Origin of the sequence: Achromobacter sp. Root170, assembly GCF_001428165.1 — a bacterium.
GTDB lineage: Bacteria > Pseudomonadota > Gammaproteobacteria > Burkholderiales > Burkholderiaceae_B > Achromobacter > Achromobacter mucicolens.
The window spans coordinates 311,192-326,587 of record NZ_LMHN01000017.1 but is presented as its reverse complement, the minus strand read 5'-3'; the positions used below and the strand labels follow the sequence as shown (position 1 = coordinate 326,587).

General features: G+C 67.4%; 16 protein-coding genes. 11 read left to right on the top strand and 5 right to left on the bottom strand.

Annotated elements, in window-relative coordinates:
• Window positions 1-136 precede the first annotated feature (136 nt).
• The 4 genes from ASD87_RS22275 (at window position 137) to ASD87_RS22265 (ending at window position 3,697) form a co-directional block, all read left to right on the top strand.
• Window positions 137-1,261 (top strand): D-alanyl-lipoteichoic acid biosynthesis protein DltD, encoded by a 1,125-nt coding sequence (locus ASD87_RS22275; RefSeq protein WP_056326679.1) that lies wholly within the window; start codon window positions 137-139, stop codon window positions 1,259-1,261.
• Window positions 1,258-1,383, top strand: a complete 126-nt coding sequence (locus ASD87_RS27530; protein WP_255357224.1) for a hypothetical protein — start codon at window positions 1,258-1,260, stop codon at window positions 1,381-1,383. Before ASD87_RS22275 ends, ASD87_RS27530 begins: the two co-directional genes overlap by 4 nt.
• A gap of 83 nt (window positions 1,384-1,466) precedes the next feature.
• Window positions 1,467-2,942 (top strand): inorganic phosphate transporter, encoded by a 1,476-nt coding sequence (locus tag ASD87_RS22270; protein WP_056326677.1) that lies wholly within the window; start codon window positions 1,467-1,469, stop codon window positions 2,940-2,942.
• A 98-nt stretch (window positions 2,943-3,040) separates the two neighbouring features.
• Entirely contained in the window at window positions 3,041-3,697 is a 657-nt protein-coding gene (locus tag ASD87_RS22265; RefSeq protein WP_056327015.1) for a DsbA family protein, read from the top strand.
• Window positions 3,698-3,712: 15 nt separating this feature from the next.
• Here the strand turns inward: ASD87_RS22265 and ASD87_RS22260 are convergent, their stop codons facing one another.
• From ASD87_RS22260 to ASD87_RS22245, 4 genes are all read right to left on the bottom strand, one after another.
• The gene (locus ASD87_RS22260; RefSeq protein ID WP_056326675.1) at window positions 3,713-4,060 is read right to left on the bottom strand and encodes an AzlD domain-containing protein; all 348 of its coding nucleotides are present in this window, start codon (window positions 4,058-4,060) and stop codon (window positions 3,713-3,715) included.
• Window positions 4,057-4,779: an AzlC family ABC transporter permease gene (locus ASD87_RS22255; protein WP_056326674.1), complete on the bottom strand. Its 723-nt coding sequence runs from the start codon at window positions 4,777-4,779 to the stop codon at window positions 4,057-4,059. Before ASD87_RS22255 ends, ASD87_RS22260 begins: the two co-directional genes overlap by 4 nt.
• A gap of 80 nt (window positions 4,780-4,859) precedes the next feature.
• Window positions 4,860-5,174: a chaperone modulator CbpM gene (locus ASD87_RS22250; RefSeq protein ID WP_056326673.1), complete on the bottom strand. Its 315-nt coding sequence runs from the start codon at window positions 5,172-5,174 to the stop codon at window positions 4,860-4,862.
• Window positions 5,175-5,176: 2 nt separating this feature from the next.
• On the bottom strand, window positions 5,177-6,118 hold the full coding sequence (locus tag ASD87_RS22245; protein WP_056326672.1) for a DnaJ C-terminal domain-containing protein: 942 nt from the start codon (window positions 6,116-6,118) through the stop codon (window positions 5,177-5,179).
• Between the two features lie 162 nt (window positions 6,119-6,280).
• Here ASD87_RS22245 and ASD87_RS22240 point away from each other — a divergent pair, with 162 nt between their 5' ends.
• From ASD87_RS22240 to fabI, 7 genes are all read left to right on the top strand, one after another.
• Window positions 6,281-6,766, top strand: coding sequence for a GNAT family N-acetyltransferase (locus ASD87_RS22240; protein WP_056326671.1), 486 nt, complete (start codon window positions 6,281-6,283; stop codon window positions 6,764-6,766).
• A 61-nt stretch (window positions 6,767-6,827) separates the two neighbouring features.
• Entirely contained in the window at window positions 6,828-7,157 is a 330-nt protein-coding gene (locus tag ASD87_RS22235) for a DHCW motif cupin fold protein (protein WP_056326667.1), read from the top strand.
• Between the two features lie 103 nt (window positions 7,158-7,260).
• Window positions 7,261-7,893 carry a glutathione transferase gene (gene yfcF / locus ASD87_RS22230; RefSeq protein WP_056326665.1) on the top strand — a complete coding sequence of 211 codons (633 nt, stop codon included), beginning with the start codon at window positions 7,261-7,263 and terminating at the stop codon, window positions 7,891-7,893.
• A gap of 177 nt (window positions 7,894-8,070) precedes the next feature.
• Window positions 8,071-10,572 (top strand): DUF3141 domain-containing protein, encoded by a 2,502-nt coding sequence (locus ASD87_RS22225; protein ID WP_056326663.1) that lies wholly within the window; start codon window positions 8,071-8,073, stop codon window positions 10,570-10,572.
• Between the two features lie 5 nt (window positions 10,573-10,577).
• Complete coding sequence (locus ASD87_RS22220) at window positions 10,578-11,522, top strand: phosphate acetyltransferase (RefSeq protein ID WP_056326661.1); 945 nt, start codon at window positions 10,578-10,580, stop codon at window positions 11,520-11,522.
• Window positions 11,523-11,594: 72 nt separating this feature from the next.
• The gene (locus ASD87_RS22215; RefSeq protein ID WP_056326660.1) at window positions 11,595-12,779 is read left to right on the top strand and encodes an acetate/propionate family kinase; all 1,185 of its coding nucleotides are present in this window, start codon (window positions 11,595-11,597) and stop codon (window positions 12,777-12,779) included.
• Window positions 12,776-13,549: an enoyl-ACP reductase FabI gene (gene fabI, locus ASD87_RS22210; RefSeq protein ID WP_056326656.1), complete on the top strand. Its 774-nt coding sequence runs from the start codon at window positions 12,776-12,778 to the stop codon at window positions 13,547-13,549. The genes ASD87_RS22215 and fabI overlap by 4 nt, the downstream gene beginning before the upstream one ends.
• Before the next feature lie 85 nt (window positions 13,550-13,634).
• On the opposite strand, the gene ASD87_RS22205 is transcribed toward fabI, so the two are convergent.
• Window positions 13,635-15,323: a SulP family inorganic anion transporter gene (locus ASD87_RS22205; protein ID WP_082586399.1), complete on the bottom strand. Its 1,689-nt coding sequence runs from the start codon at window positions 15,321-15,323 to the stop codon at window positions 13,635-13,637.
• Between the last annotated feature and the right edge of the window lie 73 nt (window positions 15,324-15,396).

Below are 15,396 nucleotides of genomic sequence, written 5' to 3'. Positions count from 1 at the left end.
CGGCGCCAAGTGTCGCAAAAAGGGGAAACCGCCCGCCGCCCAGGGTTTCCCGCGCTTGTTCGCGTCATGGGCGCTGGATAACATCCGCTAACAATCCCGGCCCAATATCGCGGCGCGGCGCATTTTCAGGTTTTCCATGTTCACACGCACTCTCCGGCAGCACGCGCTTGCCGCGGCGCTGGCCCTGTCCGCCGCGGCCGTGGCCGGCTGGGCGGCCCTGCACACGCTGGCCTTGAAGACCGAACCGGTGCCCGCCGCCGCGCCGGGCCTCTATATTCCCAACCTGGGCAATACGCTGGACGAGCAGACGCGCAACCTGTCGCGGCTCAGCCAGGCGCTGCGCACGGGCGACCGGCTGGTGATCCTGGGCTCGTCGGAGCTCACCAGCAACGACCTGCGCTTCGTGCCCTACCGCTTCCTGGCCGATGAACTGCAGATGCCCGTCCTGGCGTACGGCCATTCGGGCTTTCAGTCGCTGGGCATGCAGTTCGTGCTGGCGGCGCTGGCCGACGACCTGTCGCCGGCCTCGCGCGTGGTGGTTATGTTGTCGCCCGGCTGGTTTGATGGCGACGGCGGACTGGGACCGGACGAATTCAAGGAGCACGCCAACCCGCTGTTGCCGCGCCTGCTGCGCCAGCCAGATGGCCGGACCGAGGTCATGCGCTGGCTGGACGCCAAGGCGGACGCGGGCGTGTACTGGTCGATGGCGGCCGAACAGGCGTACGTGTTCCGCCAACGCCTGGCGGGCCTGTGGGCGCCGGCGTATGCCGCGCCCGCCCCCGAACCGGAGCGCGAGGGCCCGGCGATGGCGGCTCGCGTCGTGGATTGGGACGCGCTGGCCGCTGAAGCCCAGGCCGCCGAACAGGCGCTGATGACGGACAACCGCTATGCCGTGCGCGACGAATTTTTCAACAAGTATTTGCGCACCATCCCCGCCGGCGGCAAGACCGCCTACCAGCCGCAACCCCTGACCGGGCGCGACGAACTGCGCGAACTGGCCGCCCTGATGGCGCTGCTGCGCCAGCACGAGGTCAATGCGCTGTTCGTCATGCAGCCCCTGCACCCCATGGTCTTCAAGGACCTGGACCGGTTCGACCCGATCCAGCGTCAGGTCGCGGGCCTGTGCCAGACTTACGCGATGACCTGCATGGATATGTATGACGCGCCCTTCGAGGTGGGCACGCTGCGCGACGTGCAGCATCTGGGCGAGCTGGGCTGGCTGCGCGTCAATCAGAAGATCGCCGAGGTATTCCGCCCATGAAACGAACACTGTGGCTCTGCCTGCTGTATCTCGGCATCCTGGCCGTGATGGTCATCCAGGCGGATACCTCCGCCAATCTGGGCAAACCCATGGAGATCGAATTCCAATATTCGAAGTTCTAAGATTTGGGGGCCGCTTCATTCAGGGACAGGTCATAAATCTGCAATAATCGGGGCATTCTCGCCGGAACCTCGCCCCCTCCCCCATGTTCGACCTCTTCCACGGCCTAGACCTTTGGGTTGGCCTCAGTCTTGTGCTGGCCCTGACATTCGTCCTGGCCTTCGAATTCATCAACGGCTTTCATGACACGGCGAACGCCGTGGCAACCGTCATCTACACCAAGGCCATGCCGCCCCACCTGGCGGTGGTCCTGTCCGGCATCTTCAACTTTCTGGGCGTGTTGCTGGGCGGCGTGGGCGTCGCCTACGCCATCGTCCATCTGCTGCCCGTCGAGCTGCTGATCAATGTCGATACCGGCCGCGGACTTGCGATGGTGTTCGCCATGCTGGCGGCGGCCATCGCCTGGAACCTGGGCACCTGGTACTTCGGCATTCCCGCCTCCAGTTCGCACACGCTGATCGGCTCGATCCTGGGCGTGGGCCTGGCCAATGCGCTCATCACCGACCTGCCGCTGGGCGAAGGGGTGAACTGGGGCAAAGCCATCGACATCGGCATGTCGCTGGTGGCCTCGCCCATCGCCGGCTTTGCCGTGGCCGGCTTGCTGCTGCTGGCGCTCAAGCGCTGGCTGCCGCTGTCCAAGATGCACAAGACGCCCGAACAGCGCCGCGCCATCGACAACAAGAAGCACCCGCCATTCTGGAACCGCCTGGTGCTGGTCCTGTCGGCGATGGGTGTGAGCTTCGTGCACGGCTCGAACGACGGGCAGAAGGGCATCGGCCTCATCATGCTGGTGCTGATCGGCATCGTGCCCGCCAATTTCGTGCTGGACACCCACAGCACCACCTACCAGATCGAACGCACGCGCGACGCGGCCAATCACCTGCTGGTGTTCTACCAGCGCAACGAGGCCCTGCTGGGCGACTACCTGTCGCTGCGCCGCGTCGACATGCAGGAACAACTGCCGGCCAATTTCCGCTGCGATCCCACGCTGACGGTGCCGACCATCATGGCGCTGCAAAAAGACCTGCACGGCGTGTCCAACTACGCCGACCTGTCCGCGCAGAAGCGCATCGACGTGCGCCGTTACCTGCTGTGCCTGGACGACACCGCCAAGAAGGTGGCCCGCCTGGAAGGGCTGCCCGCCCGCGAGGCGGCCGACCTGCAACGGCTGCGCGCGGACCTGACCGCCACCACCGAATACGCGCCCTTGTGGGTAATCGTGGCCGTGGCGCTGGCGCTCGGCGCGGGCACCATGGTCGGCTGGCGCCGCGTCGTGCTGACCGTGGGAGAAAAGATCGGCAAGCAGGGCATGACGTACGCGCAAGGCATGTCGGCGCAGCTGACCGCCGTGGGCGCCATCGGGCTGGCCAACGTCTTCAGCCTGCCGGTGTCGACGACCCACGTGCTGTCCTCCGGCGTGGCGGGCACCATGATCGCCAACAAGTCCGGACTGCAGGGCAACACCGTGCGCAACATTCTGCTGGCGTGGGTGCTGACCCTGCCCGCCTCGATGCTGCTGGCCGCCGGCCTTTTCTGGATCGGCGTGCAGTTCACCGGCTGATGAAATCCGGCCGTGCAGGCAATCTGCACGGCCGCTGCAACACTCTGGGTACTGCGCAGGCCTATGCGCCCGCGCCCCGCGCCGTCTACGATGGCGCCATGACTACCGCCTCCCCCACCCTGCATTACATCTTCGATCCGCTTTGCGGCTGGTGCTATGGCGCCGCGCCGCTGGTGGAGGCCGCCCGCGGCATTGCGGGCCTTCACATCGAGCCCCATGGCGGCGGCATGATGACGGGCAGCAACCGCCAGCCGGTCACCGACGCCCTGCGCCGTTATGTCATGCCGCACGACGAACGCATCGCCGGCCTGACGGGCCAGCCGTTCGGCAAGGACTACTTCGACGGTCTGCTACGCGACACCGGCGCCGTATTCGATTCGGAACCGCCCACCACCGCCATCCTGGCCGCGCAGACGTTGGCGGGCTGCGGCCTGGACCTGCTGCGCCGCATCCAACGCGCGCATTACGTTCAAGGCCTGCGCATCGCCGACCCCGCCGTGCTGCGCGAGTTGGCTGCCGATATCGGCCTGGACGCCGGCGCCTTCGACGCCGCCTACGGCAAGGCCGAGGGCGACGAGACGGCCGCGCATATTGCCGCCAGCCGCCGATTGCTGGCGCAGGTGGGCGGCACGGGTTTTCCGACGCTGGCGCTGGAGCGCGATGGCGTTTTCACGCTGCTCGAACCAAGCCGCTATCTGGGCCGCCCCGACGCATGGCGCGATCATCTGCAAACGCGCATCCAGGGCGGCGCCTGACGCCTCGCGCGCTTGCTAGGCCGCCAAGGCCAGCAATACCCCGTACCCGCCCATGCCAAGCAGCACCGCGACGCCCGTATTGCTGACCAGGCGCGCGGCAACGCCGGTGACGACCAGCCCGCCCACGTACGGCGCCATGCGGGCCGCCTCGTTTGCCGCGCCCAGCAGATCGGGCACGATGACGGCGGCCGCGATGCCCGCGAGCAGCGACGGCCCCAGCGCGGACAGCGCCGAGCCCTCGCGGGACAGCCGCCGCAGCAGCCGGCTGCGCTCGGACAGCATGAAGGGCAGCGCGCGCGTCAGGTACGTGATGACCGCCATCGCGATGACGGCGCCCCAGAATTCCAAGCCATGGGTGTTCATGCGGCCCTCTTCATGCGATAGGCTGCGCAGCCGATGACCGCGCCGGCCAGGATGGCAAGGCTGGTGTATCCCAGCGCGGCAATCAGCCCGGCCCCGCCCACGGCGGCCAGGATGGGCCATCCCATGCCGCGCCGCGCGCTCTGGCACACCAGCGCCATGAACAGCGCCGGCAGCGCAAAACGCATGACCTGCGACAGCATCGGATAGTGTTTCTCCAGGCCATCGCCGGCGTACACGCCCACGGCCGTGCCGGCGATCCAGGTCAGCCATGCGCCCAGGCCCAGCGCAATCATCCACCCCTGGCGGCGGCCGGGCTCGACGGCCTGCAGGCGGTTGAAGGCGGTGGCAAAGACTTCGTCGGTCAGCAGGAAGGCGACCTTCAGGCGATCGCGCAGCGCAGCGGGCAGGAAGCGCGACAGCAGCGGGCCGTAGAGCAGGTGCCGCGCGTTCAGCAGCGAGCACAGCGCCACCACCCAGAGCCAGGGCGTTCCCGCCTTGATGGAGGCCAGCAACAGGAACTGGCTGGCGCCGGCGTAGACCAGCACGGAAATCAGGACGACCTGCAGCGGCGTCAGGCCGGCCGCGACGCCGGCGATGCCGAAGGTCACGGCCACCGGAAAGTAGCCGATCATGACCGGCAGACACGATTTCAGTCCATCGATGCGCGCGCTGCCGGACGGGGCGCGCGCGGCGTCGGGGGGAGTCTCCAAGGCGCTCATTGCTTCTACGTAGTGCGGCGGGCGCCCATTTTACCTAGCGCCGCACGCGCGCTATCGCGTGGCCCGCGTGGCCCGCGCGCTCAGGGCATCGCCCCCAATGCCCGCAGTTGCGACTTCAGCCGGCGCACCTCCTGGCTCAGGTCCAGAATGAGGGCCACGGCGTCCAGGCCCGCGCCAAAGTCGTGCTCCAGCCGGCGCGCGTGCAGGGCACGCTGCAGGTCCACGCTGTAGAAGCGCCATTCCGAGGGGCCGCTGCCGCTGGCGTTGACGATGCCGACCTCGACCAGTTGTGCCACCCATTCCACTTCCGCGCCGCACGCGCGGGCCAGGTCGTCGGCGCTGAGCGGCTGCGACTTGCCCACGACGGTGGCGCTGGTGATCACTATCTTTTTCATGCTCAGACCCCCAGGTTGCGGCGCGGGTTGAAGGGCAGATCCTGCTGCAGCTTGCGGTAGGCGGCCTTGGCGGCGTCGCTGTCGGCGGGCGGCAGCACCAGGTCAAGGACCAGGTACAGGTCGCCCGGCGGATCGCCCGGAATGCCGCGTCCGCGCAGCCGCAGCTTGCGGCCGTTGCCGGAACCGGGCGGCACCGACACTTCGACCGTGCCGCCCGGCGTGGGCGCCTTGACGCTGGCGCCCAGGGCAGCTTCCCAGGGCGCGACCGGCAGCGTCATGTAGAGATCGCGCCCTTCGGCGCGGTAGCGCGGATGCGGCTTGAAGCGCACCTCCAGATACAGGTCGCCGTTGTCGCCGCCGCCGTAGCCCGGCATGCCCTGCCCCGCCAGCCGGATGTACTGGCCTTCGCGCACGCCTGCCGGAATCTTGACGCTGAGCGTGCGGCTTTGCATGTGCGGGCGGCCCTGGTCGTCCATCTGCATGGAACGCAGGCTGATGTCGCGCGTGGCGCCCTTGATCGCGTCTTCCAGGTCGACCTCGATCGCGGCGTGGTGGTCCTCGCCGCGCGCGCGGAATTCCTGTTGCCGCGCGCCATGCCGGCCGCCCCGCCCGCCAAACAGCGACGAAAAGAACTCGCTGAATTGCGCCTCGTCGCCGGGCGCCGCGCCGCGGTGGAACTCGAAGCCTTCGTCCCAGCCGGGCGGAGGCTGGAAGCCGCCGCCGGGCGACACGCCTGCCGCGAGATTGTCATAGGCCTGGCGCTTTTCGGCGTCGCGCAGCACGTCGTACGCTTCGTTTACGTCGCGCATGCGGGTTTCGGCGTCGCTTTCCTTGCTGACGTCGGGGTGATATTTGCGGGCGAGCTTGCGGTACGCCTTGCGAATGTCGTCGTCGGACGCGCCCTGTTCCACCCCGAGAATGCTGTAGTAGTCCTTGAACTCCATATTCCAGCTCACGTAGAGGGTTGAGGCCGCGTCCGGCACAGCCGGATCCGGCCTTGAATAGCCAGAAGATAGGGGTTATGGACCGATTTTTCAATGCGATTGCGCAGTTGGCGGCCAGGCGCATAATGGTCGGTTTGCGCGGCTTACCCCAAAGGACCGATCGTGCTGGAAATCATCGACGCCGACTTCAACGACCCTGACCACGGCCGCCAGGTGCTGGCCATGCTGAACGAATACGCGAGCGGTCCCATGGGCGGCAATACGCCCTTGCCGGCCCATGCGCAGGCCAACCTGATTCCCGAGCTCGCCCGCCGCCCGACCGTGCGCGCGTTGCTGGCGCGCGTCGACGGCCAGGCCGCCGGCGTCGCAATCTACGTGGAAGGCTTCTCCACCTTTGCCTGCCGCCCGCTGCTGAACCTGCACGATCTGGCGGTGTCGCCCCGGTTTCAGGGCCAGGGCGTGGGCAAGGCGCTGCTTGCGGCGCTTGAGGACCGCGCCCGCCAGATGGATTGCTGCAAGATCACGCTGGAAGTGCTGGAGGGCAACACCGTCGCCCAGGGCCTTTACCGCAAGCTGGGCTTCGAGGGCTACGCGCTGGACGATGCGACCGGCCGCGCCATGTTCTGGCAGAAAAAGCTGGCCGCCTGAATGGCGTAGTATGTGTTTTTCGCCCCGGATGCGGGGGCGGACCGACCCTGCAGGAATCACGATGAAGATGAGCAACATCCCCTTCGGCACCACCGACTGGTCCGAAGTGGAACGCACCGAACATGCCGGCGACACCGGCATGGCTTACTGGCGGACCCGCCATTTCGGCGACCTGCGCGTGCGCATGGTGGAATACACCCCCGGTTACCTGGCCGACCACTGGTGCACCAAGGGCCACATTCTGTTCTGCCTGGAAGGCGAACTGCACACCGAACTGGAAGACGGCCGCCAGTTCGTCCTGACGCCCGGCATGAGCTATCAGGTGGCCGATCAGGCCGAACCGCACCGCTCGTCCACCGCAACCGGCGCCAAGCTCTTCATCGTCGACTGACGCGCCCGCGCGACACGCCTGTATTGCACTTGCGTTACGCTTTGCAAACCAGACGCCGCGCGCAGCCTGACCATTCGTTACCCCGCCTGACCGGAGACAAGCTTTGGGCGCCCCGATTACGCTATACGTCGATTCCCTGTTTCTCAGCCCGTACGCCATGTCGGTCTACGTGGCGCTGACCGAAAAGCAGTTGCCTTTCGAAGTGCGCCCCATCGACCTGAGCGCCGGCGAACAGCGCATGCAGCCCTTCCAGTGCCGCGCGCTCACGGCCCGGGTGCCGGCCTTGACGCATGCGGACTTCAACCTGACCGAATCCAGCGTCATCGCCGAATACCTGGACGAAGCCTTTCCCGCGCCCGGCCACGCAGCCCTGTTTCCGTCCGGCATCCACGAACGCGCGCGCGCCCGCCAATTGCAGGCCTGGCTGCGCAGCGACCTGGCCGCCCTGCGCCAGGAACGCCCCACCGAAACCGTGTTCTACGGCGAAACGGGCCAGCCGCTTTCAGACGCCGCCCATGCCGCCGCCGCCAAGCTGATCCAGGTGGCCAACTACCTGATCGGCGTTGACCAGACGACGCTGTTCGATGCGTGGTGCATCGCCGATACCGATCTGGCGGTCATGCTCAAGCGCCTTGCGCACGACGATCTGCCCGACACGCTGCGCGCCTACGCCGATGCGCAGTGGCAGCGGCCCGCCGTCCAGAAATGGCTGGAACACAACGCCGCCGCGCGTTGAGCTGATCCCTGCCCCAGGGCGGCGCTTCGTCCTGCTGCCCCGGTTGACCTGCCGCAAACGCTCCGATGTTGCACCGCACCATCCATTGCGGTGTAATGGGGAGGTCAACGCCGCCGGTTCCACTGGGGACCGGCTTGGCGGCCATTTGCCGCCAGCAGCTATTTACAGGAGATCGCCATGGCCGGATCCGGCACCGATCACACGCTTGCCCCGTCCTTGAACCCCTGGACGGCCGCCTATGAATACGCCGTCGATGCCTGGCAGCGCGGCGTGCTTTACGCCGATGTGATGCGCCAGCGCGGCAACCAGTACCACGATCACATGGCCAAGCGCGCGCCCAACGTGCTCAGCATGGAATTCGAACTGGTGCTCGATGGCCGCGAGCTGCCCCGGCCGGTCAATTACGGCCTCTTGCGGATCAAGCCGCCCGCCGGCGTCGAAACGGACCCGATCAAACGCCCCTTCCTGGTGGTGGATCCGCGCGCCGGCCACGGACCGGGCATTGGCGGTTTCAAGCCGGAAAGCGAGATCGGCGTGGCCGTGCGTGCCGGGCACCCCTGCTACTTCGCGACCTTCCTGCCGCAACCCATGCCCACGCAGACCGTCGAAGACGTGATGATGGCCGAGGCCCGCTTCCTGGAAGAGATCATCGCGCTGCACCCGGATGCCGAAGGCAAGCCCGTCGTCGTGGCCAATTGCCAGGCGGGCTGGCAGATCATGATGACCGCCGCGGTGCGCCCTGAACTCTTCGGCCCCATCATCGTCGCGGGCGCGCCCTTGTCGTACTGGGCGGGCTGGCGCGGCATGAACCCCATGCGTTATGCCGGCGGCCTGTTGGGCGGCAGTTGGCTCACGGCCATGACCAGCGATCTGGGCAACGGCAAGTTCGACGGCGCCTGGCTGGTGCAGAACTTCGAGAACCTGAATCCGGCCAACACGCTGTGGTCCAAGCAGTACAACCTGTACGCCAATGTCGACACCGAGGCCAGCCGCTACCTGAGCTTCGAGAAATGGTGGGGCGGCCACGTGTTCCTGAATGGCCCCGAGATCCAGTACATCGTCGACAACCTCTTCGTGGGCAACCGCCTGGCGACCGCGGGTCTGGTGACCTCCGACGGCATCCGCATCGACCTGCGCAACATCCGCTCGCCCATCGTGGTGTTCTGCTCCAAGGGCGACAACATCACCCCGCCTCCGCAGGCGCTGGGCTGGATTCCCGACCTGTACCAGAACGAGGCCGAAGTCCTGGCCCACGGCCAGACCATCGTCTACGCCATCCACGAAAGCATCGGCCACCTGGGCATCTTCGTGTCCGGCAGCGTGGCCCGCAAGGAGCACCAGGAGTTCACCTCCAACATCGACATGATCGATGTGCTGCCGCCCGGCATCTACCAGGCCGAAATCGCCGACAAGACGCCGGACACGCCCAACGCCGACCTGGCTTACGGCAACTACGTGCTGTCATTCGAACAGCGCAAGCTGGACGACGTGCGCGCCATCGTCGACCGCAAGGAAGAGGACGACCAGCGTTTTGCCGCGGTGGCCCGCATCTCCGACATCAATCTGGGCATGTACCGCAGCTTCGTGCAGCCCTGGCTGCGCGCCCTGGTCACGCCGCAGTCTGCCGAATGGATGCAGCGCATGCACCCGCTGCGCCTGCCCTACGAACTGATCTCCGACCGCAACCCGGTCATCGCGCCCATCGCCAAGGTAGCCGAACAGGTGCGCGAGAACCGCAAGCAGGCCTCGCCCACGAATCCGTTCCTGGTCGCGCAGGAGATGTTCTCGAACATGATCGAGACCAGCCTGAACATCTGGCAGGAACTGCGCGATTCGGCCGACGAACGCACCTTCATGAGCGTCTACGGTTCGCCCGTTGTGCAGGATCTGGCCGGCCTGGGCGCCAAGTCCGGCCCGCCGCGCAGGCATCCGGGCGTCTCGCCGGAGCATCGCCGCTTCATGGAAGAACGCGCCGCGGAACTGCGCTCGATGCTGCAGGAAGGCGGACTGCGCGTGGCGGCGATCCGGATGCTGCTGTACGTGTCGGGCGCCGAGGGCGGCCTGGACGAGCGCAGCTTCGCGCTGATCCGCAAGATGCGCGCCGAAGCCGACAACGCCCTGTCGCTGGAGGAATTCAAGGACGTCATCCGCGAGCAGGCGCTGATGATGACGCTGGATTCGACCGCTGCCATCCAGGCCATGCCGCACTTGCTTGACGGCTCGTCGGCTGCCGAAATCCGCGCCGGTCTGGACGCCATGAAGGGCGTGCTGGAAGCGGCCGAACCGCTGAGCGACGCGGCGCGCGAAAGCCTGAACGAAATGGAGCGCATCTTCGAAGCGGCCGAGCGCCGCGCACAGCGCCGCGAACAGGGCCAGAAGGCCGAGCCCTCGCGCGGCGCCGAAGACGCGAAGCTGGATGATCCGGTCACCGACCTGGTCGACAAGGCCGCGCAGGTGCCCGGCAAGACCGCCCGCCCGCATCCCGACGCCGCGCGCAAGGCCGTGAATGCGGCGTCCGCGCCCAAGGCTGCGGGCAAGACCGCCGCAAAGAGTGCCGCAAAAGCCGCCAATAAAGCCGCCCCCAAAACCGCTCCCAAAGCCGCCAATAAAACCGCGTCCAACGCCGCCAAGTCGCCCGCCAAGCGCGCGGCTGCCGCCCGTCAACCCGCCAAGGCCTGACAACCATGAGCCTCCCGACGTCCACGCACTACGACAAACTCATCGCACGCGCGCAGACGCTTGAACCGGCCGCGTGCGCCATCGCCCACCCGTGCGACGAGCCCTCGTTGTCCGCGGCGCTGGAAGCGCGCGACCTGGGCCTCTTGCGGCCCATCCTGGTCGGGCCGGAAGGCAAGATCCGCGACACGGCCGCACAGTTCAACCTGAACCTGGGCGATGCCCGCATCGTGGACGCGCCGCATAGCCATGCCGCCGCGGAAAAGGCTGTCGCGCTGGTGCGCAGCGGCGAGGCGTCGCTGCTCATGAAGGGCAGCCTGCACACCGACGAACTGATGCATGAGGTCGTGGCGCGCACGACGGGCCTGCGCAGCGGCCGGCGCATCAGCCATGTGTTCATCATGGAGGTGCCGACCTATCCCGAGCCGCTCTTCATCACGGACGCGGCCATCAACATCTTTCCGGACCTGGAAACCAAGGCCGACATCATCCGCAACGTGATCGACCTGCATCTGGGACTGGGGCTGGGCGAACCGCGCGTGGCGATCCTGTCGGCGGTGGAACAGGTCACGCCCAGCATCCCCAGCACGATCGAGGCGGCCGCGCTGTGCAAGATGGCCGACCGCGGGCAGATCACGGGCGGCGTGCTGGACGGCCCGCTGGCGCTGGACAACGCCATCAGCCCGGAAGCCGCACGCATCAAGGGCATCCGTTCGCCCGTGGCGGGCGTGGCGCAGGTGCTGATGGTGCCCGACCTGGAAGCCGGCAACATGCTGGCCAAGAACCTGACGTTTCTCGCCAATGCCGAAGCCGCCGGCATCGTGCTCGGGGCGCGCGTGCCGATCATCCTGACCAGCCGCGCCGACAGCCCGCGCTCGCGTCTTGCCTCGTGCGCGGTGGCGGCAATATACGCCCACCATCTTGCCCAGCAGCAGGCCAAACCGCTGGCCTGACGCCAGCTCCCTGCCCCCGGCCCGCCACCGCGGGCTTTCGCGCGATTTGTCCCAACATGGAAGCACACCGCCATGAGCGACACCATCCTCGTCATCAACGCCGGCAGTTCCAGCATCAAGTTTTATCTGTATGACATCGATGCCAACCACCAGCTCGCGCCCCGGCTGGGCGGCCAGCTCGAAGGCATCGGCACCACGCACCCGCGCCTGCGGGTGCGCGACGCGGCGGGCGAGACGCTGGTCGAGCGCGACATTGCGCCCAGCCACGCGCCCGACGTGCCCAACGCGCAGGAGGTCGTGGGCACGTGGTTGAGCGGCCACCTGGGCGGCGCGCCGCTGGCCGTGGGCCACCGCGTGGTGCACGGCGGGCCCGACCTGTCCGAGCCGGTGCTGATCGATGACGACATCCTGGCCAAGCTGGACACGTTCACGCCGCTGGCGCCGCTGCATCAGCCCAACAACCTGGCGCCGATCCGCGTCATCCGCGAACGCCGGCCCTGGATTCCGCAGGTAGCGTGCTTCGATACGGCATTTCACCGCAGCCATAGCGACGTGGCCGACCGCTATGCGCTGCCCGAGCGCCTGTACCTGGAAGGCGTGCGCCGCTACGGTTTTCATGGTCTGTCCTACGAGTACATCGCGCAGCGCCTGAAGCAGGCGCTGCCGGACATTGCCATGGGCAAGATCGTCACCGCCCACTTGGGGTCCGGCGTGTCGGCCTGCGCGATTCACCAGGGCAAGAGCGTGGACAGCACCATGGGTTTCACGGCGCTGGAAGGCCTGCCGATGGGCACGCGCCCGGGCCGCCTGGACCCCGGCGTGGTGCTGTGGATGATGGAACAGGGCATGAGCCACGACGAGATCGAGCACATGCTGTATCACGACTGCGGCATGAAGGGCCTGTCGGGCATCAGCAACGACATGCGCGAACTCCTGGCCAGCAATGCGCCGTCGGCCAAGCTGGCGTTGAAGTACTTCGCCTGGCGCGTGGCCGAAGGCATGATCGGCCTGGGCTGCGCGATGAACGGCATCGATGGCATCGTCTTCACTGCCGGCGTCGGCGAAAACTCCGCCGAGATCCGCCAGGCCATCAGCGAGCACTGGGGCTGGCTGGGCATCAAGCTGGATCCCGAACGCAACGCCCGCCACGGGCCGCGCATCTCCACCGACGACAGCCGCATCGGCGTCTACGTGGTGCGCACGAACGAAGAGCTCATCATTGCCCAACACACGCTTGCCCTCGTGAGGCAGCAATGAGCGCGCACCTGCCGCTGGCCGGCAAGCGCGGGCTGGTGACCGGCATCGCGAATGCCGACTCCATCGCGTGGGGCTGCGCCAAGGCGTTTCGCGCGATGGGCGCCGAACTGGCGGTGACCTACCTGAACGACAAGGCCCTGCCGCACGTGGCGCCGCTAGCGCAACAGGTGGACGCGCCCTTGCTGATGCCGCTGAACCTCTTGAACGACGGCGAGCTGGAAGCCGTCTTTGCCCGCATCACGGACGAATGGGGCGCGCTGGATTTCGTGCTGCACTCGGTGGCCTACGCGCCGCGCGAGGACCTGCACGGGCGTGTCACGGACTGCTCGCGGGCGGGCTTTCTGCAGGCGATGGACGTGTCATGCTGGTCCTTCATCCGCATGGCCAAGCTGGCCGAGCCGCTGATGCGCAATGGCGGCGCCCTCTTCTGCATGAGCTATTACGGCTCGCAGATGGTGGTCGAGCACTACAACATGATGGGACCGGTCAAGGCCGCGCTGGAATCGGCCACGCGCTACCTGGCCGCCGAACTGGGCCCGCAAGGCATCCGCGTGCACGCGATTTCGCCGGGACCCTTGAAAACGCGCGCCGCGTCCGGCATTGCGGAATTCGACACCATGCTGGACCGCGCCCAGGCCAAGGCGCCCGCGCGCAGCTTGGTGTCGATTGACGACGTTGGCGAAGCGACCGCCTGGCTGGCCACCGATGCGGCGCGGCTGATGACGGGGCAGACGCTGTACATCGACGGCGGGTATCACATCATCGATTGAGGCGGGTCGCTGGCTTGCAAGGTGTCAGACACCTGGTCATTCGAGGGTGTCAGACACCGAGGCATTACACCTGGCAATTCGCAGGTCAGCCCAGCGTCGCCGGCCCGCCCTGGCGCCAGCGCTCGATGGCTTCCACCGCCTGCTCAGGACTGACGAAGATCCTGTCCGGCCCGATCTTCTTGACCAGCCCCGAGCGCTGCAGCGCCTCGCGGAACTTGCCGTGGCCGCCCGCGACCAGCAATGAGATGCCGCGTTCGTCCAGGATGCGTTTGAGTTCATACAGCGCCTCGACGGCGTCGGCATCGGCCTGGGTCATGGCTTCGGCGTCCAGCACGAACCAGCGCACGTCGCCCGCCTGTTCGATGATTTCGCGCGCGCGGCGCCGGAACGCGTCCGCATTGAAGAACCAGACCGAGGACTCGAACAGCCAGATCACGGCGCCCGGCACGGGCTGGGCCTGCGGATTCAGGTGCATCTTGCCCAGCACCGTTTCGCCCGGCAAGCGGCCCAGCAGCGCATCGCGGGGATTGCCGGACACGTACATGGCATAGAGCAGCGTCGCGCCCACGGAAACCGCCACGCCCTGCAGCACGCCGAATCCCACCACGCCCACGGCCGCCAGGATGCCGAACGCGAGTTCGATCCGGGAGATCCGCGCCAACCGCTTGAAGGCCTGCCAGTCGAACAGGCTGGCCGCGGCGAGCAGCAAGATGGCCGACAGCGCAAACTGCGGCAGCCAAAACAGCGGCTCGCTCAACAAGCCCACCACGACGGCCAGCGCGGCCGCTGCGCTGATGCTGACGAGCGGCGACGACCCGCCGGCCACCAGCCCGACCGCCGTGCGCGAATCGGCGCCCGTCACGACGTAGCCCTGGAACAAGCCCGCGGCCACATTGGCCGCGCCAAACCCCACCAGTTCGCGGTTCGGGTCCACGTGGTCGCCCGTGCGCGCCGCAAAGCTGCGCGCTGTCACGATGCCACTGGAAAAACTGACGACCAGGACCCCCGCCGCGCCCAGCAGGATGCCGTCCACGCCTTCCAGACTGACGGGCAGATGGAAGGCCGGCAGCCCGGCCGGCACGTCGCCCACCACCGCGATGCCCATCGCCGGGAAATTAAACAGCCAGGAAAGCAGGCAGGTCGCGACCACCAGCAAAATGGGGCCGGGCCACGAAGGCCGCCAGTGTTTGATCGCCACCAGGAAGATGCACGAGGCCAGCCCCAGGAACAGCGTCGGCAACCGGATTTCGGACAGCCGGTGGGACAGTTCCATGAACGGGTGGATCAGGCCGCTGTTGCGCAGGCCCACGCCCGTCAGGCCGCTCAGTTGCGACGTCGCCAGCGTGACCGCCACGCCGGCCATGTACCCGATCAGCACCGGCCGCGACAGCAGATTCGCAAGCACGCCCAGCCGAAGAACCCGGGCGATGAGGCAACCCACGCCAACGGTGAGCGCGATGCTGGTGGCGGCCTGCAGCCGCGCCTCGGGTGTGGTCAGCGCCATGCCGGTCAAGGTGGCGGCAATGAGGGTGCAGGTGGCGGTGTCGGGACCGACGATGAGCGTGCGCGACGAGCCGAAGAACGCGTAGGCAAGCATGCCCGCAATGGCGGCCCACAGCCCGGCAACGGGCGGCACCCCCATCATGGCGGAATAGGCCAGCCCCACCGGCAGCGCCACCGCGGCCACGCTAATGCCCGCCGTGATGTCGCGCCGGGCCGAGTCGCGGGTGATGCCCTGGAAGTTGGCCAGGCCAGGAATGACGCGAAGGTTCATGGTGCAGCAGGACGACCTGAAAAAAAGGACTCCCACACGACGCGGGACGACCACCAAGCCTAAACCAACTCGC